Raw genomic sequence first — 19,357 nt, 5'->3', positions numbered from 1 at the left:
AGGCCACTCAAAGTGAGGTATTTTCAATTGATTACAAGTCGTTAACCTTTTCTTAGGGTCGATTGCGATTTTCTTTCGTTTCGCTGCAATCGTGCCCAAATCCTGCCCAATTCAACAGGCTATATAGCACCGTGCCGCAAAGGTGGTGTCGGAAGAGAGAGCCCGGCGCCTGTAACTAGAGCGGACGTGAATACGTGTATGATCCTCTGGAGGGACGAAATATGATCAAGTTTATCAAGAACTTCCGCAAGGACGAAGCCGGCGCCGTTACGGTTGACTGGGTTGTCCTGACCGCCGCTGTTGTTGGCCTGGGCGTTGCTGCTTATGGCTCCATCAACACGGGTACCACCACGCTGACCGGCAAGGTCAACACCTACATGGGCGGCATCGAGCCCGCAGGTGGCACTGGCGGCACCGGCGGCACGGGCGGCACTGGCGGCACCTAAGCCGACGGTCGCACCGACCTGAACAATGGGCCGCGTCTTTCGGGACGCGGCCTTTTTCATGCGAAACGTACGCAGGTCACACAAGAACCCAAGGCGGTCCCCGCTTTTGCCACATTCATTGGCCAAATATTAACCTGAACCCCCGCAGAATGACCGGGGCAGAGCACGTGGCGCAGACAGGCCACCGAATGAGGGTAACGAAATGAGAGCAGTATTTGGATTGGTACTTGCCGTCGGCCTTGGCCTTGCCGGGTTCGCGGTGATCATGGTCAAGGACTTCCTGGCCCAGCAGGCCATGCTGGCAGAGGCCTCGGTCAAGGAACCCGAAACGGTTCCGACCAAGATGGTTTACGTAATGAACAAGCCGTTGAAATACGGCGAACAGCTGAACCGCGAAGACGTGCGCCAGATCGAATGGCCCGCCGCGGCGCTGCCCGAAGGCTTTTTCTCTGAAGAGAACGCGTTGTTCCCCGAAAACGACCCCCGCCCGCGGTTTGTCCTGCGCGCGATGGAGCGAAACGAAGCGGTTATGGATATCAAGGTCACCAACCCCGGCGAAGACGCTGGCCTGACCTCGCGCCTTGAAAAAGGTATGCGCGCCTTCGCGATCAAGGTCGACGTGGCCTCGGGCGTGTCGGGCTTCCTGCGTCCGGGTGACAAGGTCGACGTCTACTGGACGGGCCGTGTTGACGGGATGGACCGCAACTCCTCTGGCGAGGTGACGAAATTGATCGAAACCGGGATTTCCCTGATCGCAGTTGACCAGATGGCCAACGGTGACCATTCCGAAGCGATGATCGCCCGGACCGTGACCGTGGCCGTGAACCCGCAGCAGGTGGGCGCGCTGGCGCAGGCCCAATCGACAGGTCGCCTGTCGCTGTCGCTGGTGGGTAACTTTGACGACACGGTTGCCGAGGCGATCGAGGTTGACCAACGGTCGCTCCTTGGTCTGGCCGAAGCGCCGCAAATCCAGGAAGTGCGCGAAAAGCCCAAGGAAGAAATCTGCACCATCCGCACCCGCCGTGGGTCCGAAGTGGTGGAAACGCGGATCGCCTGCAAATAAGAGACCCGCACAGAACAACGACGAAGCCGCGGGGAACCCCCTGCGGCTTCATTGCATCAGCGGGAATGCGACAGGGCATTGATTGTTGCAAATAAACGAAAAATAGCGCAGTATCGTGATAATTACGGGCAAAAAGACCCGATCCGAGGCGTGATCCGAGAGGCAGGTCACATGAAAATGAGCAGATTTTTTGGGGCTGCCCTGCTGGGGCTGACCCTGTCCACTGGTAGTTTTGTCCCCTCCGCCATGGCGGAGCGTCTGACAATTGTGAACCGGAATTCCGACAGTCAGCTAAAGGTCGCGATCAACCGCGCCGTGGTTGTGGAAAGCGACATCGTCTTTGCCGAACTGTCGATCGCCAACCCGCAGATCGCCGACATTTCATCGCTGTCAGACCGGACGATCTATGTCCTTGGGAAACAGCCGGGCACTACGACGCTGACCCTGCTGGACGCCGAAGGACGGCTGATTTCCAACGTGGACGTGGTCGTGTCGGCAGACATTTCCGAGTTCAAAGAACGCATCCGGCAAATCCTTCCGAACGAGAAGATCGAAATTCGCACCGCAAACGACGGGATCGTCCTGTCGGGCGTCGTGTCGTCTTCGCAGAAATTGCAGCGCGCGCTGGATCTGGCCGAGCGTTATGCGCCGGAACGGGTGTCGAACCTGATGTCCGTCGGCGGTGTGCAGCAGGTCATGTTGAAAGTGCGCTTTGCTGAAATGCAGCGCTCTGTCTCTAAATCGCTGTCGGCCTCTCTGGCGGCGGACGGGTCGATCTTTGGTGGCAGCGTCGGGCTGTCGGGCGGCAACGGGCGCTATTCCAACTCGACCGGTCAGGCGAACGGTCTGTCAGGCACCCTGCCCGCCACGAACACCAACTCGGGCGCGACCATGCTGGGCTTTAACGCCGGGGCCGTGCAGGTTGGTGTCCTGCTTGAAGCGCTTGAATCCAAAGGCGTTGTTCGCACCTTGGCCGAACCGAACCTGACCGCCCTGTCGGGGCAGGAAGCCAAGTTCCTTGCGGGCGGCGAATATCCCGTTCCGGTCGCGCAGGACGGCGGCACCGTATCCGTCGAATTCAAACCGTTCGGGGTTGAGCTGAACTTTATCCCCCGCGTGGTGGACGACGACATCATCAACCTTGAACTGCAGGCTGCCGTGTCGGCGCTGGACCCCAACAACGGTTTCGAACTGAACGCCTTCCGCATCGATGCGTTTTCGCGCCGCGAAACCTCTACCACCGTGGAAATGCGTGACGGTGAAAGCTTTGCCATTGCCGGTCTGCTGCAGGACGATTTCCGCGACACCAACAGCCAGGTGCCATGGCTGGGCGACATCCCCGTGCTGGGCGCGCTGTTCCGCAGCGCCGATTACCAGCGCGACCAGTCAGAGCTTGTGATCATCGTCACGGCGCACCTTGTGTCCCCAACCCGGGGTGAGGCGCTGGCGCTGCCGACGGATCGCCTGAAGCCGCCATCGGAAAAGGACCTGTTCCTGTTCGGGCGCACGTCCAAGGATACCTCTAAACTGCGCGGTGCGGCGAAAGAGGTGGCGAAACAAGACTTTAACGGGTCTTACGGCTACGTGATGGAGTGATGGACATGGTTCGGATGACGAAACTGATCCTTGCCGCGGCCGTCGCCCTGACCGCCGTGGCCAGCTGCACCGAAGAGGGCAGCCGTTCCTTCCACACCGAAGCCGGCGGATTAAACGACGTGGGCTTTGGCAACGCGACGATGAACAACACGCTCGTCATGTCGGGCGAACAGGGCTACGTGCTGGATCTGGCCAACCGCTTTGCGTCCGAGGTGGACAGCACGGTGAACTTTGCCTTCAACTCGACCGCACTGGATGCGGCCGCCCGGGCCACCCTGGCGCGGCAGGCACATTGGATCCGCCAGTTCCCCGAAGTTCGGTTCCGCGTATACGGGCATACCGACCTCGTCGGGTCGTCCAGCTATAACCAACGCCTTGGTCTGCGCCGCGCGCAGGCTGTGGTCGCCTTCCTTGTCACACACGGCATCAGCCGCACCCGTCTTGAGGCCGTCGTGTCCAAAGGCGAAAGCCAGCCGCTGATCGTCACGCAGGGCCGCGAACGCGCGAACCGCCGTACTGTGACCGAGGTGACGGGCTTCGTGGCGACCAACCCGCTGATCCTTGATGGGAAATACGCGCAGGTGATTTATCGCGGCTATGTCGAAAGCGCTGCTGCGCCCTCCGGTCTGGGTGGCGTGGAACTTAGCGCGAGCGGTGAATAATGATTTTCGCGACGGGCGATCGTTTACGTTCGTCGCACAATAATTTCGATTTGGCCCCACTATTGCCAAGATTGGAGGGCACCTTTCACCAAGGAGATTAATGTCCGGCTGAGTCGGGCAGGCGTTACGGAACCGGAAAAAATCCGGGCAACCCAAAGAAAATAGGGCCGAACGTACTGAAATTGGAATTGAGGCAATGACAACCGAAGACGCAACCCATCTGGATGAGGAGCCGATCGTCGCATGCACGATCCGGCGCGAGCCTGACGGCTTCGAACTCCTGATCGAGGACATGGAGGCTGCACTTGGCGACAAGTGGGGTGACCTTGGGTTTGCCGAGGCGCTGATGTTCTTCAACCAGCCGGACGCCCGGTCGCTTGAATTCATCGCCATTGCCATGGACCAGCAGGACGAAGACAACATCGCCATGGTGGGCGAGGTCATCACGCAGGCCCGCAACAATTCGATCAAGGTGATCCTGATCGCCGAAGACGTCAGCCCCTCTGCCCTGCACCAGTTGCTGCGTCAGGGCGCCGACGAATTTGTCCCCTACCCCCTGCCCGAAGGCGAACTGGCCGCAGCCATTGAGCGTCTGCAGGCACCCGAACCCGTATATGTCGAAGACGCGCCGCGCCGTGCGGTGTCGAAGGGCAACAAGGAAGGCGCGGTTTTCGTCGCGCATGGTCTGGCCGGCGGTGTCGGGACCACGACCTTTGCCGTGAACCTGGCCTGGGAATTGGCCAATGCCGCCAAGAAAGGCGAAGACGCCCCCAAGGTCTGCATTCTTGACTTCGATCTGCAGTTTGGCGCGGTTGGCACCTATCTGGACCTGCCCCGCCGCGAAGCGATCTATGAACTGCTGTCGGATACTGAGTCGATGGACGACGACGCCTTTAATCAGGCGCTTCTGGATTTCGAAGAAAAGGTCCATGTCCTGACCTCTCCGACCGAGATGTTGCCGCTGGACCTGATCACCTCCGAAGACGTCACCCGTCTGATCGACATGGCCCGGTCGCATTTCGATTTCGTGATTATCGACATGCCCTCGACCCTTGTTCAGTGGTCCGAGACCGTGTTGAACGCCGCGCATGTGTATTTCGCGCTGATGGAGCTGGACATGCGGTCCGCCCAGAATGCGCAGCGCCTGAAGCGCGCGTTGCAGGCCGAAGACCTGCCGGTGGAAAAACTGCGCTATGTGCTGAACCGCGCGCCCAAGTCGCTGGACCTGAATGGCAAGAGCCGGGTGAAGCGTTTGGCGGAAAGCCTTGATATTTCGATTGAATTGCAGCTTCCCGATGGGGGCCGCCAGATCGTTCAGTGCTGCGATCACGGGCAACCCATGGCGATGGCTGCGGCGAAAAATCCTGTGCGTAAGGAAATTCAGAAACTTGCGCGGTCGCTGTTCGAGGTCGGCGTCACAGACGTCGATGCCGAAGCGGCTTAGTGAGGCTACGGGGGTAGACAATGTTTTCACGCTACAAAAAAGACGACGCCGCCAGCGCGGCCGCACCGCGGCCCAAGCCTGCTGCGGCCCCTCGCCCTGTTGGTGGCCCGGCGATGCGCGAAGGTGCCGCCAAAGGACCCGTTTCGGCCGAGGCCCCGCGCCCGCAGCCAGCCAAAGCCGCCAGCATGCGCAAGCCCATGCCCAAGACGGCGGCAACGCCTGTGGCAGCGGACAAGAACCGTAAGCGCAAGGAACGTCTGGGCGAGATCAAGCTGGAACTGCACCGCGCCCTGCTGGACAACCTGAACCTTGCCGCGCTGGACAACGCGTCCGAACAGGAACTGCGGATGGAGATCAACGCGATCGCCACCGAGGTGCTGCAGGAAAAAGGCGTTGTTCTGAACCGCGAAGAACGCACCACCCTGAACCAAGAGCTTTATGACGAAGTCAAAGGCCTTGGCCCGCTGGAGAGCCTACTGAAGGACGAAACCGTTTCCGATATTCTGGTGAACGGCCCGCATCAGATCTTTGTCGAACGCAACGGCAAGCTTCAGATGTCGGACATTACCTTCAAGGACGAAAAGCACCTGCTGCGGATCATCGACAAGATCGTGTCGGCTGTGGGTCGCCGCGTGGACGAGATGAACCCTTACGTCGACGCCCGTCTGGCGGATGGGTCGCGTTTCAACGCGATGGTCCCGCCGATTGCGGTTGATGGCTCGCTTGTTTCCATTCGTAAGTTCAAAAAGGACAAGCTGGGGATCGACGATCTGGTCAACTTCGGCGCCTTTACTGAAGAAATGGCCGCATATCTGCAGGCCGCCGTGGCCACCCGCCTGAACGTCATCGTCTCGGGCGGTACGGGCTCGGGTAAAACGACCACGCTGAATGCCCTGTCGTCTTTCATCGACGACAGCGAACGCATCCTGACGATCGAGGATACGGCAGAACTTCAGCTGCAACAGACCCACGTGGGCCGGATGGAAAGCCGTCCGCCCAACGTTGAAGGCAAGGGCGCGGTGTCCCCGCGCGACTGTCTGAAGAACGCCCTTCGTATGCGCCCCGACCGGATCATCGTCGGGGAAACGCGTGGCGAAGAAGTCATCGACATGTTGCAGGCCATGAACACCGGCCACGATGGATCGATGACCACAATCCACGCCAACAGCGCGCGCGATGGTATCAGCCGTCTGGAAAACATGATTTCGATGTCCGGAATCGAAATGCCGCTGAAAGCCATGCGGTCGCAGATCGCCTCGGCTGTGCATCTGATCGTTCAGGCTTCTCGTCTGCAGGATGGTACCCGCCGCATGACATCCATCACCGAGGTGACGGGGATGGAAGGTGACGTGATTTCCATGCAGGAAATCTTCCGCTTTCAGCGCACCGGCCTGACGCCCGACAACAAGATCGTTGGCCATTTCACCGCCACTGGTGTGCGGTCCAACTTTGCCGACCGTTTCAAAATGTGGGGCTATGACCTGCCCGCGCATATTTTCGAACCCACCCGCGTGACCGAGTAAGTCGATGACCGTCAATCCAGATACCATCATCTATGTCGTGATCTTCGTCGGCGTTCTGGCGCTGGTCGAAGGCATCTACCTTGTCGCCTTTGGCAAATCCATCAGCTCGAACAAGCGGGTGAACCGTCGTCTGGAGATGTTGGACAAGACCGGCGGCAACCGCGAAGAGGTGCTGGAAAAGCTGCGCAAGGAAATGCAGCAGCATATGTCGGCACAGCGCGTGCCGCTGTATTCCCTGCTGGCCGACAAGGCGCAGAAAGCCGCGATTGCCTTTTCGCCGAAGCAGCTGGTGATGCTGATGGCTGGCCTGTCGATGGTCGCCTTCTTCGTCATGACGATCATGACCCAGACCTCTTTGCCGCTGCGGGTGATGCTGGCGGTCGGGATCGGCGTTGGCGCGATCTATTTCTGGGTGAACAACAAAGCCAAAAAGCGCATGTCGCTGATCGAAGAACAACTGCCCGACGCGGTTGAACTGATGGTCCGGTCGCTGCGCGTGGGTCACCCTTTTTCTTCGGCCATTCAGATTGTTAGCCGCGAAGTAGCTGATCCCTTGGGGTCGGAATTCGGGGTGATCGCGGATGAAAACGCCTATGGCCGTGACATGGGCGAGGCGCTGAAAGATCTAGCCGAGCGCATCGGCCTGCAGGATCTTCGCTTCCTGGCCGTGGCAGTGACCATCCAGCAGCAGTCGGGTGGTAACCTGGCCGAGATTCTGGCCGGTCTGGCCGGTGTGATCCGCGCCCGTTTCCGCCTGTTTCGCCGCGTGAAAGCCATCACCGCCGAGGCGCAGTGGTCCGGCATGTTCCTGTCGGCCTTCCCGATCCTTGCGCTGATCGCGATCAACGTCATGGACCCGAATTACTATGACGACGTGATGGATCACCGTCTGTTCATTCCGGCGTGCTTTGCCGTGGCGACATTTCTGGGTGTGAACCTGATCGTCATGCGCAAGCTGGTCGACATCAAGGTGTGATGCGAGGGGGGATTTCGTGGAAGCCTTTACCAAAATTCTGACCGACATGATGGGGCCGATGGGGCCCTTGATTGCCGTGGGTGGCCTTGGGTTCCTGATGATTGTCGGCACCCTGCCCTTCCTGATGCAAAAAAAGGAAGACCCGCTTGAGAAGCTGAAGCAATCGGGCGACCGCGTGTCCCCGGCCAAGGGCGGCAAAGACCGTCTGCGTCAAAAGCAACGCAGCAACCGTCTGGATCGCTATTCGTCGTTCCTTGAGCCGCAGAACGAAAAAGAAATGTCCGCGATGCGGATCAAGATGCTGCAGGCGGGCTATCGTAACAAGGACGCCGTGCGGTATTTCCACTTTGCGCAGTTCGCGCTTGGCATCTTTGGCCTGCTGGGCGGGGTGATCTATTACCTTGCCGTCGTGGCACATCAGGAACCGACCACGCAGCAGACGGTGATGTGGATCCTTGGCCCCGGCGGCGTGGGCTACATGATCCCGAAATACTGGATCAACAAGCGTCAGGCGCAGCGTAAGGAAGAAATCACCAATGGTTTTCCCGATGCGCTGGACATGCTTCTGGTCTGTGTCGAAGCGGGTCAATCCATCGATCAGGCCATCCTGCGTGTGGCGCACGAGCTTCGTATCTCTTACGCGTCGCTGGCGGACGAATTCGAACTGGTCAGCCATGAAATCAAGGCCGGTAAAGACAAGGGCGCGGTTCTGGGCGACATGGCCGAACGCTGCGGCGTGTCCGATATCGCCAGCTTTGTGACCGTGCTGGTGCAATCGGCGCAGTTTGGTACCTCGGTCGCTGATGCGCTGCGGGTCTATGCCTCGGAAATGCGGGACAAGCGGGTGATGCGGGCCGAAGAAAAGGCCAACAAGCTGCCCACCAAGATGACGCTGGCCACCATGATGCTGACGGTGCCGCCGCTTTTGATCATCCTGATCGGGCCGTCGATCCTTGGCATCACCAAGATGGGCGACATGACCGGAACGCCCATGCAGGAGAGTTCCGAGTGATCCGGGCGGCACTTGCCGCCCTTGCCTGCTTTGTCCTTCTGTCAGGCTGCGCCGACGGGCTTTCTGCGCCTGACAAAGACAGCCCCTATGCGCCTGGTGTCGACCTGAAGAAAGACGCCGTGGATGGCACGGTGGTCGGCAACCGTCTGTTGGCGGCCAAGCAATACGAACTGGCGTTGGACGCCTACACCCGCGCCGCTGCACAGCAGGGCATGACCGGAGAGATCTATGCCGGGATTGGCGCCGCCAACTTTGGGCTAGGCCGTTTGGGACAGGCCGAACAGCAGTTGCGCAAGGCGATCGAATACGAAGACGCCGCGCCCGAAACCTGGAATAACCTTGGTCTGGTGCTGATGGACACGGGCAGAACCCCTGAAGCTGTCGAAATCCTGCGTCGCGCATTCGCCCTATCCAACGGAGAAAGTGACGAAATTCGTGACAATTTGCGCTTGGCACTCGCAATGCAAGGCGAAACAGTTTATGATCCAGAGCTACAAGAAGAACTCGACTTGGTTCGCAGCGGCGGAAGCGTCTATCGCTTGAAGCCACAGGAACCATGATTGGGGCGACGGCAGTAAAGGACGCAGGCATATGCGCCACCCTGGTTTTCTGATCTCCGTTCTGGCGGGGGCATTAGCCCTATCCGCTTGTTCCGGCACGAAAAACAATTCCGAGGTCAATCGGGCCTTTCGGGATGTGAACGTCGTGGATGAAAGCAATCTGAACGACATCATGCTTACGGTCGGTGACCCGAACGAAGCTGTGGTTTATTTCCAACGCACCCTTCAGGACAATCCCGACCGCATCGACGTGCAACGTGGTTTGGCGCAAAGCCTGATCAAGGCCAAGCGCCCGACCGAAGCTGTGACTGCATGGACGCGCGTGACGAAACACCCTGATGCGACCGACGAAGACCGCGTTGATCTGGCCGATGCGCTGATCCGCGATGGCAAATGGGATCGGGCCGACACGCTATTGGACAGCGTGCCCCCCACGCATGAGACCTACAAACGCTACCGTCTTGAGGCGATGATCGCCGACAGCAATCAGGAATGGCAGAAGGCGGACAGTTTCTATGAAACCGCCGTCGGCCTGACCACCCGCCCCGGCGGCGTGCTGAACAACTGGGGCTATTCCAAGCTGACCCGTGGCGATTATGCCGAGGCCGAGAAACTCTTTGGTCAGGCGATCACGCAGGATCCAGAGCTTTTCACCGCCAAGAACAACATCGTTCTGGCCCGAGGCGCACAGCGCAACTACTCCCTTCCCGTCATTCCGATGCAACAGACCGAACGTGCGCAATTGCTGCACACCTTGGGGCTTAGCGCCGTGAAGCAAGGCGATGTCGAGACAGGCAAGGCGCTGCTGCGCGAAGCTATCGATACACATCCTCAGCATTTCGAAGACGCGGTGCGGTCTCTGCGCGCGTTGGAAAGCTAAGATGCTGGGGCTTGCGCCCGACGCAGCCCGCCTGTTCCTGCCATTTGCGCTGGTGATCGGGCTGTATGTGTCTTGGACCGACCTCAAAGGCATGCGGATCCCCAACGCCAGCGTCATGGTGCTGGCGCTGGTTTTTGTGGTGCTTGGCCCCTTTGTCCTGCCGATCGATGTCTACGGGTTCCGCCTGTTGCACCTGGTGGTCGTCTTGGTTCTGGGGTTCGCACTAAGTGTCGTCGGCGTGATGGGCGCCGGGGACGCCAAGTTCTTGGCCGCGGCCGCCCCTTTCGTGGCGCTGGCGGACCTGCGGCTGGTCTTCATGCTGTTGGCGGCAACGATGCTGGCAGCCTTTGCCACCCACCGCGTCGCCCGTCGCACCCCCTTGCGGCGCCTGGCCCCGGATTGGGAAAGCTGGACACGGGACAAGGATTTCCCGATGGGAACGGCACTATCGACTACCCTGACAATGTATCTGGCCTTGGCGGCATTTTCCTGACGTATTCGCGTTGCCGTACACAGGTACAAAAAGAAATTCGCTGCAATCTGAGTCCTGAGCGCAACAGCGCCTTGGTTCAATTGTTGCGTAGTCGCCAATAAAAGTTGACGCGCATCAGCGGCAAACTGATTTCAGCCGAACATTTATTCACCAGATCCGCGCCGAAAGTTAACAAACGTTAATAAACCCTGACGTTTGGGTAAATCACACCGGAAATATGGCTTTATTTCCAATCCAGCGATATTTCCATTTTTTTTCAAAGCGTTGAGCGCCCCCATCCGACTCTCCTTGCCCGCGTGCTGCCATCAAGGCCGCTTTGGCCCGCACAGTTATCAGTCGCAACGGCCAACACACTGTATAGATGCAAAAATTTTGCCTTAATTTGGATTTATGACAGGATGTGAACGAAGTTTTGGGACACCGATGAAATAAATAGATCGTCGATTCGAAACGCGGTATGGTTGATCAAAATAACAAAATGAGCAGTCTTTGATGAATATGCAGGTCTCCACGGCCGTGGTTGCGCCACCTCCGCCTCGTTCCTTGGACGAGCTGGAGCTGCCTATTGTCATGGCGCGGGACATCCTGATCAAAACGATGTTCCGTAAAAGCGTCGACAAGATTTCGAAAATCGCCGATGCGATCTGCCTGCCGCCGAACGTTGCGCAGGAATTGGTCGATCTGGCGCGCGAACAGATGCTTCTTGAGGCGACCGGCACACTGAAGGCCACTGCCAACAAGGAAATGGGCTATCAGCTTACCGATAACGGCAAGGCGCGGGCGCTGGATGCCTTGGCGCAGTCGGAATATTTCGGCGCGATGCCCGTGCCGCTGCACATCTATCACCAGCAGATAAAACGCCAATCCATCCGTGACATCCAGATTTCGCGGGCACAGCTAACGTCGTCCATGGGTCATCTGGTGCTGCCGGACGATCTGATTTCGAACCTCGGCCCCGCCGTGTCGTCTGGCCGGTTCATCCTGATGTATGGCCCGCCGGGTAACGGTAAATCCTCGATCTCCAACGGGATCCGCGACGCCTTGGGTGACAAGATCTATGTCCCTCGTGCGGTGGAATATTCGGGTCAGGTTATCACGGTCTATGATCCGATCGTGCACACCAGCGTGGACGAACAGGTAGATGACCCCACTGCCCTGCGCCGGTCGGGCAACCGGTTCGACAGCCGCTATATCCGCTGTGAACGCCCTACGGTGATCACCGGTGGTGAATTGACCCTGTCGATGCTGGATCTGAACTTCAACGCCGTGGCGCGGACCTATCAGGCCCCGCTGCAGATGAAGGCCACTGGCGGTGTGTTCATTGTCGATGACCTTGGTCGTCAGGCGGAAAGCCCGCAGTCGCTGATCAACCGCTGGATCGTGCCGCTGGAAGAAGGCAAGGATATCCTGTCGCTGCAATCCGGCGAAAAGTTCGAAGTTCCCTTCGACACGCTGGTGATCTTTTCCACCAACTATCACCCGAACGAGATTTTCGATCAGGCCGCGCTGCGCCGTATCTTCTTTAAGATCAAGATCGACGGCCCGACGCAGGAAAACTTCCTGAAGATTTTCGCCCTCGTCGCGCGCAAGAAAAAGATGCCGTTGAACGAAGGTGCGCTGGTCCATCTGCTGAAGAAGAAATACCCGACGATCAACAACACCTTTGCGAATTATCAGCCGGTGTTCCTGATCGATCAGATGATTTCGATCTGCGAATTCGAAGGCATCCCCTACCAGATGACGCCCGAGCTGATCGATCGCGCCTGGGGCAACATGTTCGTCAAACACGAAGAGATTACGAAGTAACCTTCGTCGTTAGGGTCACTCTGCCGGGGCGTTCTGCGCGTTCCCCGGCTCTGGCCCCAAAGGCAATTCCACCAGCCGGGTGGAGGCAACGCATGCCACCAGCGCGACCCCGGCCCCCACCATGAAGATCGGCGACAGAGCATCGGAAAAGCCCTGCAGAACAGCAGCTTGAGTTGTGGGGTCAAGGTTGTCGACCATGGCAGCGGTGACTTCGCGGATCTCTTCGACCTGCGGCATCAGCGACTGAACGTGCCGCACCAACCCCATAGAGAAGATCGCGCCAAAAACTGACGTGCCGATCGACCCACCGATCAGGCGGAACATGTTCGCGCTGGCCGTACCCACGCCCAGATGTTCCCGCGGGACAGCGGTCTGGATCGACACGATCCCAACGCTCATCGTCGGCCCGATGCCGATCCCCACAAGGAACAGATACAGCGTGATCAGCGGCATGGGCGTGTCCGGCCCGATGGTCGTCAGCAGTAACATCGCGACGAACAGCACTGCGGTCGATGCAGTCGGCATGAACTTGTACCGCCCGGTCGAAGAAATGACCCGCCCCGCCACGAAAGAGGTGCCGATCAGACCGGCCATCATGGCAACGAGGTACAGGCCGCTGCTAACAGGATCGATATGTTTCACGATCTGCAGGAACATCGGCATGAAGGCGATGGTGCCGAACATGGCCATGCCGACAAGAAAGTTCACCGAGTTCGCCGCCTGAAAATTGCGGATGCGGAACAGGTCCAGCGGCATTACAGGTTCAGCTGCCCGCCGCTCGGCCGAGATAAACCCGACAAGGGCCATCGGGGCGAGAGCCAGCAGGAACAGGATCGGCATGGAGGACCAGTCGTAGACCGTGCCGGCAAGGTTCGCGATCAGCACGAAGGTCGACAGCAGGATCAACAACAGGGCAGAGCCGACGAAATCCATTTTGTGCGGCTTGGGTTCGACCTGCGGCTTCAGCGTCTTTGTCAGGATGATAAAGGCGGCCAGACCGATGGGGAAATTGACGAAGAAAATCCAATGCCAGCTGACGGCCTGTACCAGAAAGCCCCCGATCAACGGGCCGACCACGGTGGAAAAGCCAAACACGCTGGACAGCGCGCCCTGCGCCCGCCCACGCTCGCGCGGTGGCAACACGTCCGCCACCACGGCCATCGACACCACGATCAGCGCGCCGCCGCCAAGGCCTTGGACAAACCGACCGGCGATCAGAACCTCAAGGCTTGGGGCAATGCCGCAGATCAGGCCGCCAAACAGGAACACCCCGATGGCGATCTGCAAAACGATCTTGCGCCCGTACATATCGCCCAGCTTACCCGCAATCGGCGCGCCGACGGTCGAGGCCAGCAGAAACGCCGTCACGACCCAAGAGATATAGGCCAGACCGCCCAGATCGCTGACGATCATCGGCAGCGCGGTCGTGACGATCGTATTCCCGGTCGAGGCCAAGAACAGGGTCGTCGCCACAGTGATCAGGATCACACGCAGGGTCGCGGGCTCCGGACTTGGCATATCGATCAGGGTGCCTGTCTGCTGTTGCATATCGCTCTGCAAACCTTTCGGTGACCGTCGGTGCGTCGTTTCTGCGCGCGACCACGGGAAAATTTGTCGGTATGCGTCTTTGACGCTTGTCCCTTATATGTGCCGGTGGCATATACATGTCAATAGCACGTAAATTGACGGTGGAGGATAAGGCCATAGCATCGCGTGACGACCTGATGAAAGATGTGCTGGTGGGCTTCGGCCTGGACCGCGGCACAACCGACCACGCGCTGGAACTGGACGCGATCCTACAGGCGTGGCGCCGCCGCGTGCAAAAGCGTGAGTTGGGGCAAATGGCGCTGCAAGAGCTTGGCGTGCCGATCGACCTGCCCAAGCTGGATGTCTTGATCGCGATCTGGGCACCGTCGAACGAATTCAGCGATGATCGCGCGGGCGAAACCATGGTTGCCACTATCGCGGCACGGCTGGGGATCGACCCGTCGCGGGCCTCGCGTCTGGTGACGGAACTGATCGCCGAAGGGTTCGCCGAACGCGCTGTTAGCCAGCAGGACGCCCGCCGCACCATCGTGACGCTGACCGAAAAGGGCAGCGCCGTGGTCAATGCGGTCCGGACGATCAAATTCCTGATCCTCGGGTCGTTCCTGTCGGACTGGACCGAAGAGGAACTGGCCACCCTGACGCCGCTGTTGCATCGCCTGTCGCACTGGCAGGACGAAATCGGCGCAACCGCGACCTCTCGATACGGCAAGGAAATCGCCGCGCTGCGGGACGATCTGGCCAAACATCTGGACTAGGTCCTTTTTCGGGACAGATTGATCTTGGCGCGGGGGCCGTGGCCTCTATATTCACGTTATGTTCACCCCCGCCCTCCCCCAACAGATCCAAGATTGGTTCGCGTCACGCGGTTGGTCGCCCCATCCCCACCAGCTAGAGATGCTGGAACGGTCCGGCGATCCGTCGCTGTTGCTGATCGCGCCGACGGGCGGCGGCAAGACCTTGGCCGGGTTCCTGCCGACGCTGGCGGAACTGGCGGATGGCGGGCATGAGGGGCTGCACACGCTCTATGTCTCGCCGCTCAAGGCCCTGGCGTCGGACATCAAGCGTAACCTTTCGACCCCGATTGAAGAGATCGGCCTGCCCATCCGGGTCGAGGATCGGACAGGCGATACGCCGTCATCGCGCAAACGACGGCAACGGGCCGATCCCCCGCATATCCTGCTGACCACGCCGGAAAGCCTTGCGTTGATGACGTCGTACGAGGATGCGGAGCGGACCTTCAAAGGGCTGAAGCGGATCGTTGTCGATGAAATCCACGCACTTGCCGACAGCAAGCGCGGCGATCAGCTGTGGCTGGCCATGGCTCGGCTGCAGCGTATGTGCTCCGATCTCCGCCGCGTCGGATTGTCGGCCACGGTCGAAGACCCAGATGCCATCGCCCATCTGCTGGCGCGCCATCCCGATCCCTGCCCTATCCTGCATGCCGATCCCGGGCCGGACCCCGACATCCAGATGCTGCAGACGGACGAACAGCCCCCGTGGATGGGCGGCGGCGGGGCCTATGCGATCCCCGCCATTCTGGAGCAGGTCCGCCAGCACAACACGACGCTGATCTTTCACAACACCCGCGCACAGGCCGAGATCTTTTTCCATAACCTGTGGATGGCCAATACGGACAGCCTGCCCATCGGCATCCACCACGGGTCGCTGGACCGCGAACAGCGGGAACGTGTTGAAAAGGCGATGGTACAGGGCCGGCTTCGGGCGGTGGTCTGCACGGGGTCGCTGGATCTGGGGATCGACTGGGGCGATGTGGACTTGGTGATCCAGGTGGGTGCGCCGAAAAACGTCAAACGTTTGGTGCAACGGATCGGGCGGGCCAACCACCGCTACAACGCGCCATCCAAGGCGCTGTTGGTGCCTGCCAATCGGTTCGAAGTGGTGGAATGCGTCGCGGCATTGGAGGCCGTGAAAGCACATGAATTGGACGGTGACCCGCGCGGCCCCGGCCCGCGCGACGTGCTGTGCCAGCACATTCTGATTACCGCTTGCGCCGGCCCATTTGATGAGCGTGAGCTGTTTGACGAGGTGAAGACCGCAGGCGCCTATTCCACGCTAAGCCGCGCCCAGTTTGATCAATGTTTGGACTATTGCGCCACAGGTGGCTACGCGCTGAAGGCCTATGATCGGTGGCAGCGCCTGATGCAGAACGCCGACGGGTTGTGGCACCTGCGCGATCCGCGCGCGGCACAACTGATCCGGATGAACCTTGGCACGATCCATGACACCGACAAGCTGAAGGTGCGGATGCGGTTCGGCGGTGGCAGGCCCTTGGGCGAGGTCGAGGAAAGCTTTGCCTCTCAGCTCGCCCCCGGCGACACCTTTCTGATCGGCGGGCGGATCGTACGGTACGAGGGGCTGAAGGAAATGGTGGTCGAGGTGACGCGGTCATCAACCAAGAAGCCCAAGATCGCGACATTCTCGGGCACCAAATTCGCGACCTCGACCCAATTGTCGCAACGCATCCTGAGGATGTTCCAGCAGGATAGCTGGCCGGAACTGCCAGCCCATACCGCCGAATGGCTGGCGCTGCAGCGCGAGATCTCGACCCTGCCGCAGCCGGGCCGCCTATTGGTCGAAAGCTTCCCGTTCGAGGGGCGCGAACAGCTGTGCGTCTATGGCTTCGCTGGTCGCAACGCCATGCAGACCCTTGGCCTGATCCTGACCAAGCGGATGGAGGAGATGGGACTGGACCCGCTTGGGTTCGTGGCCACTGACTATGCCTTGCTGATCTGGGGGCTGGAGGCCGTTCTGGACCCTGTGCCCCTTCTGAACCCAACGGCGCTGCACGACGGATTGGAACGCTGGCTGGCCGATAACGCCGTGATGAAACGGACGTTCCGGACCGCCGCGCACATTGCCCAACTGATGCAACGCAACGCCCCGCAGGCGCGCAAATCCGGGCGGCAGGCGACGTTTTCGTCGGACATCCTGTACGACACCCTGATGAAGTACGACCCGGACCACCTGTTGCTGGATATCACGCGCGAAGAGGCGATGAGCGGGCTGGTCGATTTTGGCCGGATTGAAGACATGCTGGCCCGGGTGGAGGGCCGGATCGACGTGGTTCGGCTGGATCGGGTGACGCCCTTGGCCGCACCACTGTTTCTGGAGGTCGGCAAGGTGCCAGTCGATGGTATGGGCCGTGAACGTTTGCTTGAGGAAGAGGCAGAGCGGTTGATGGCGGACGCCGGGCTGGCGTAGGGGGTGTTCGGGGCGCTGCCCCTCTTGAGCCGTTGGCTCAATTCATCCCGGAGTATTTTGGGAAAGATGAAGATTAAGGACTTGGGCGGGTATGGCTTTGATCTGCGGGGCGCGGCGCTGGTGGCGCTACCTTCGGGCGCGCTGTGGTGGCCGGATCAAGCACTGCTGGTCGTTTCGGATCTGCATCTTGGGAAGTCCGAGCGGATGGCGCGACTGGGGGGAACCTCCCTGCCACCTTACGAGGCGCTGGACACGCTTGAGCGGTTGGAGCGCGATCTGAGTGCCACCGGGGCCGCTCATGTGATCTGCTTAGGTGACAGTTTCGATGATGCGGCGGCGATTGCGGGATTGCCGGGGCAGATCGTCGATTGGCTGATGCGGTTGCAGGCTGGTCGGCGGTGGACGTGGATCGAAGGGAACCATGATCCGGGGCCGGTGGCTTTGGGTGGGCAGCACCGAGCGGAGCTGGTCCTTGGGCCACTGGTTTTCCGCCATATCGCCGAAGACGGGGGTGTGGGCGAAGTATCGGGCCACTATCACCCTAAGGCACGGATTGCCGGGCGATCGTGTCGGTGTTTCCTGGTGGATCAGGCGCGGCTGATCCTTCCGGCGTTCGGGACCTACACCGGCGGGTTGTGGTGCCATGATGCGGCACTGTCGGGCATGATGGGCGCGCGGGCGCTGGCGATCTTGACCGGGCGAGTGGCGCGGGCCATTCCTATGCCGCGCTAAGGAGATACGCATGGACGCGATCGAAGCCCGGATCAAAGACAGCTTTGCCAAACAGAGCCTGATGAAAACCTTAGGCGCCGAGGTCGTCAGCGTAGCGTCGGGCGAGGTGGTTTTGAAATCGCCGATCCTGCCGCTGGCGCTTCAACATACCGGCCACGGGCATGCGGCGCTTAGCTTTGCGCTTGGCGATACGGCAGCGGGGTTTTCTGCGCTGACTGTCATGCCCGAAGGGGTCGAGGTCGTGACCGCCGAGATCAAGATCAACCTGTTGGCTCCGGCGGCAGGCGAGTACCTGATTGCCCGTGGGCATGTGATCAAACCCGGTCGGCGGCTGGTCGTGGTGGGCGCGACCGTCACGGCCTTTGACGGGGATGGTCAAAGGGACGTGGCGGTGTTGCAGGGATCGATGATGGCGCTTTAGGCGGTCAGGCCTTCAGGTTCTTCCAGACCGTTGATCCGGCAGGCGGCTGTCACGGTGTTCGCCAGCAGGCAGGCGATGGTCAGCGGGCCGACGCCACCGGGAACGGGCGTGATGTTGCCCGCCACTGCCTTGGCGCTGTCAAAATCCACGTCGCCCACAAGGCGGGTCTTGCCTTCGCCCTTTTCCGGCGCGGGGATACGGTTGATGCCCACGTCAATGACCGTTGCGCCCGGCTTGATCCAGTCGCCCGGCACCATCTGCGGACGGCCCACGGCGGCGACGACGATATCGGCGCGGCGCACGGTTTCGGCCAGATCCTTGGTGCGGGAATGGGCGATGGTCACAGTGCAGCTGTCGCGCAGCAGCAGTTGCGCCATCGGTTTGCCCACAAGGTTCGACCGGCCGATGATCACCGCGTCCATCCCGCTGAGATTACCCAACGTATCGCGCAGAAGCATCAGGCAGCCCAAAGGCGTGCAGGACGCCATCGTCTGCTGACCGCTGGCGAGCAGGCCAGCGTTGACCACCGACAACCCGTCGACATCCTTGGCCGGGTCGATGCGGGCGACGATGTCGCGTTCGGACAGGTGATCGGGCACGGGGAATTGGACCAGAATGCCATGGATCGACGGGTCTGCGTTCAGCTCATCAATCAGGGCATAAAGATCAGCCTCCGCTACGTCGGCGGGCAGCTTGTGTTCAACCGACTTCATGCCGCATTCACGGGTCGATATGCCCTTGTTGCGCACATAAACCTCGGAGGCGGGGTCTTCGCCGACCAGCACAACGGCCAGTCCGGGCTGCAGGTCATGGTCCGCGATCAGACGCGTGACATGGTCGGCGACCTTGGCACGGATCGTGGCGGCGAAGGCTTTGCCATCTAGAATATTGGCGGTCATGCGTTGTCTCCTTCGAGGCCCAGACCCTGTTGGTCGAGGGCAATCAGCGCGTCACGGGTCGCGCGGCAGTTTGG

The 19,357-nt window shown here is 60.2% G+C and carries 18 protein-coding genes; 16 read left to right on the top strand and 2 right to left on the bottom strand.

Annotated features, from left to right (window positions below; all coding sequences use genetic code 11):
- Positions 1-221: 221 nt before the first annotated feature.
- From ACI3GR_RS02310 to ACI3GR_RS02255, 12 genes are all read left to right on the top strand, one after another.
- The gene (locus ACI3GR_RS02310; protein ID WP_407492302.1) at positions 222-446 is read left to right on the top strand and encodes a hypothetical protein; all 225 of its coding nucleotides are present in this window, start codon (positions 222-224) and stop codon (positions 444-446) included.
- Between the two features lie 202 nt (positions 447-648).
- On the top strand, positions 649-1,509 hold the full coding sequence (gene cpaB, locus ACI3GR_RS02305; RefSeq protein ID WP_407492301.1) for a Flp pilus assembly protein CpaB: 861 nt from the start codon (positions 649-651) through the stop codon (positions 1,507-1,509).
- Positions 1,510-1,755: 246 nt separating this feature from the next.
- A complete protein-coding gene (locus tag ACI3GR_RS02300; protein WP_407493584.1) occupies positions 1,756-3,105 on the top strand; it encodes a type II and III secretion system protein family protein in 1,350 nt (449 codons plus the stop codon).
- 5 nt (positions 3,106-3,110) lie between these two features.
- Positions 3,111-3,767: an OmpA family protein gene (locus ACI3GR_RS02295; RefSeq protein ID WP_407492300.1), complete on the top strand. Its 657-nt coding sequence runs from the start codon at positions 3,111-3,113 to the stop codon at positions 3,765-3,767.
- A 196-nt stretch (positions 3,768-3,963) separates the two neighbouring features.
- Positions 3,964-5,211 (top strand): CpaE/TadZ family protein, encoded by a 1,248-nt coding sequence (locus ACI3GR_RS02290; protein WP_407492299.1) that lies wholly within the window; start codon positions 3,964-3,966, stop codon positions 5,209-5,211.
- A gap of 20 nt (positions 5,212-5,231) precedes the next feature.
- Positions 5,232-6,734, top strand: a complete 1,503-nt coding sequence (locus ACI3GR_RS02285; protein ID WP_407492298.1) for a TadA family conjugal transfer-associated ATPase — start codon at positions 5,232-5,234, stop codon at positions 6,732-6,734.
- 4 nt (positions 6,735-6,738) lie between these two features.
- Positions 6,739-7,710: a type II secretion system F family protein gene (locus tag ACI3GR_RS02280; RefSeq protein ID WP_407492296.1), complete on the top strand. Its 972-nt coding sequence runs from the start codon at positions 6,739-6,741 to the stop codon at positions 7,708-7,710.
- 16 nt (positions 7,711-7,726) lie between these two features.
- Positions 7,727-8,722: a type II secretion system F family protein gene (locus tag ACI3GR_RS02275; protein WP_407492294.1), complete on the top strand. Its 996-nt coding sequence runs from the start codon at positions 7,727-7,729 to the stop codon at positions 8,720-8,722.
- A complete protein-coding gene (locus tag ACI3GR_RS02270) occupies positions 8,719-9,282 on the top strand; it encodes a tetratricopeptide repeat protein (protein ID WP_407492293.1) in 564 nt (187 codons plus the stop codon). Before ACI3GR_RS02275 ends, ACI3GR_RS02270 begins: the two co-directional genes overlap by 4 nt.
- A gap of 31 nt (positions 9,283-9,313) precedes the next feature.
- Complete coding sequence (locus ACI3GR_RS02265; RefSeq protein ID WP_407492291.1) at positions 9,314-10,162, top strand: tetratricopeptide repeat protein; 849 nt, start codon at positions 9,314-9,316, stop codon at positions 10,160-10,162.
- A gap of 1 nt (position 10,163) precedes the next feature.
- Positions 10,164-10,655 (top strand): prepilin peptidase, encoded by a 492-nt coding sequence (locus ACI3GR_RS02260; protein ID WP_407492289.1) that lies wholly within the window; start codon positions 10,164-10,166, stop codon positions 10,653-10,655.
- A 492-nt stretch (positions 10,656-11,147) separates the two neighbouring features.
- A complete protein-coding gene (locus ACI3GR_RS02255; RefSeq protein WP_407492287.1) occupies positions 11,148-12,461 on the top strand; it encodes a DUF8689 domain-containing protein in 1,314 nt (437 codons plus the stop codon).
- Positions 12,462-12,476: 15 nt separating this feature from the next.
- Here ACI3GR_RS02255 and ACI3GR_RS02250 read toward each other — a convergent pair whose 3' ends face one another.
- A complete protein-coding gene (locus ACI3GR_RS02250; RefSeq protein WP_407492286.1) occupies positions 12,477-14,009 on the bottom strand; it encodes an MDR family MFS transporter in 1,533 nt (510 codons plus the stop codon).
- Positions 14,010-14,125: 116 nt separating this feature from the next.
- Here ACI3GR_RS02250 and ACI3GR_RS02245 point away from each other — a divergent pair, with 116 nt between their 5' ends.
- The 4 genes from ACI3GR_RS02245 to ACI3GR_RS02230 all read left to right on the top strand — a co-directional run bounded on the left by ACI3GR_RS02245 (position 14,126) and on the right by ACI3GR_RS02230 (position 18,384).
- Positions 14,126-14,764, top strand: a complete 639-nt coding sequence (locus ACI3GR_RS02245; RefSeq protein ID WP_407492285.1) for a MarR family winged helix-turn-helix transcriptional regulator — start codon at positions 14,126-14,128, stop codon at positions 14,762-14,764.
- Between the two features lie 58 nt (positions 14,765-14,822).
- Positions 14,823-17,231: a ligase-associated DNA damage response DEXH box helicase gene (locus tag ACI3GR_RS02240; RefSeq protein WP_407492284.1), complete on the top strand. Its 2,409-nt coding sequence runs from the start codon at positions 14,823-14,825 to the stop codon at positions 17,229-17,231.
- A gap of 66 nt (positions 17,232-17,297) precedes the next feature.
- Positions 17,298-17,963, top strand: coding sequence for a ligase-associated DNA damage response endonuclease PdeM (gene pdeM / locus ACI3GR_RS02235; protein WP_407492283.1), 666 nt, complete (start codon positions 17,298-17,300; stop codon positions 17,961-17,963).
- 10 nt (positions 17,964-17,973) lie between these two features.
- Positions 17,974-18,384, top strand: a complete 411-nt coding sequence (locus tag ACI3GR_RS02230; RefSeq protein ID WP_407492281.1) for a PaaI family thioesterase — start codon at positions 17,974-17,976, stop codon at positions 18,382-18,384.
- Here the strand turns inward: ACI3GR_RS02230 and folD are convergent.
- Positions 18,381-19,283, bottom strand: a complete 903-nt coding sequence (gene folD / locus ACI3GR_RS02225) for a bifunctional methylenetetrahydrofolate dehydrogenase/methenyltetrahydrofolate cyclohydrolase FolD (protein ID WP_407492280.1) — start codon at positions 19,281-19,283, stop codon at positions 18,381-18,383. The two genes, ACI3GR_RS02230 and folD, sit on opposite strands and share 4 nt — an antisense overlap.
- Positions 19,284-19,357 lie beyond the last annotated feature (74 nt).

The organism is Pseudooceanicola aestuariicola (assembly GCF_045763785.1).
Taxonomy (GTDB): Bacteria; Pseudomonadota; Alphaproteobacteria; order Rhodobacterales; family Rhodobacteraceae; genus Pseudooceanicola.
The sequence above is the reverse complement of the archived record's forward strand: the minus strand, read 5'-3'. Positions and strand labels throughout refer to the sequence as shown.

Bases quoted from the DNA above. Each gene is read 5' to 3' on its own strand.
- ACI3GR_RS02310 (WP_407492302.1), top strand. From the start codon at position 222: ATGATCAAGTTTATCAAGAACTTCCGCAAGGACGAAGCCGGCGCCGTT.
- cpaB (WP_407492301.1), top strand. From the start codon at position 649: ATGAGAGCAGTATTTGGATTGGTACTTGCCGTCGGCCTTGGCCTTGCC.
- ACI3GR_RS02300 (WP_407493584.1), top strand. From the start codon at position 1,756: ATGGCGGAGCGTCTGACAATTGTGAACCGGAATTCCGACAGTCAGCTA.
- ACI3GR_RS02295 (WP_407492300.1), top strand. From the start codon at position 3,111: ATGGTTCGGATGACGAAACTGATCCTTGCCGCGGCCGTCGCCCTGACC.
- ACI3GR_RS02290 (WP_407492299.1), top strand. From the start codon at position 3,964: ATGACAACCGAAGACGCAACCCATCTGGATGAGGAGCCGATCGTCGCA.
- ACI3GR_RS02285 (WP_407492298.1), top strand. From the start codon at position 5,232: ATGTTTTCACGCTACAAAAAAGACGACGCCGCCAGCGCGGCCGCACCG.
- ACI3GR_RS02280 (WP_407492296.1), top strand. From the start codon at position 6,739: ATGACCGTCAATCCAGATACCATCATCTATGTCGTGATCTTCGTCGGC.
- ACI3GR_RS02265 (WP_407492291.1), top strand. From the start codon at position 9,314: ATGCGCCACCCTGGTTTTCTGATCTCCGTTCTGGCGGGGGCATTAGCC.
- ACI3GR_RS02260 (WP_407492289.1), top strand. From the start codon at position 10,164: ATGCTGGGGCTTGCGCCCGACGCAGCCCGCCTGTTCCTGCCATTTGCG.
- ACI3GR_RS02255 (WP_407492287.1), top strand. From the start codon at position 11,148: ATGAATATGCAGGTCTCCACGGCCGTGGTTGCGCCACCTCCGCCTCGT.
- ACI3GR_RS02250 (WP_407492286.1), bottom strand. From the start codon at position 14,009: ATGCAACAGCAGACAGGCACCCTGATCGATATGCCAAGTCCGGAGCCC.
- ACI3GR_RS02245 (WP_407492285.1), top strand. From the start codon at position 14,126: ATGTCAATAGCACGTAAATTGACGGTGGAGGATAAGGCCATAGCATCG.
- ACI3GR_RS02240 (WP_407492284.1), top strand. From the start codon at position 14,823: ATGTTCACCCCCGCCCTCCCCCAACAGATCCAAGATTGGTTCGCGTCA.
- pdeM (WP_407492283.1), top strand. From the start codon at position 17,298: ATGAAGATTAAGGACTTGGGCGGGTATGGCTTTGATCTGCGGGGCGCG.
- ACI3GR_RS02230 (WP_407492281.1), top strand. From the start codon at position 17,974: ATGGACGCGATCGAAGCCCGGATCAAAGACAGCTTTGCCAAACAGAGC.
- folD (WP_407492280.1), bottom strand. From the start codon at position 19,283: ATGACCGCCAATATTCTAGATGGCAAAGCCTTCGCCGCCACGATCCGT.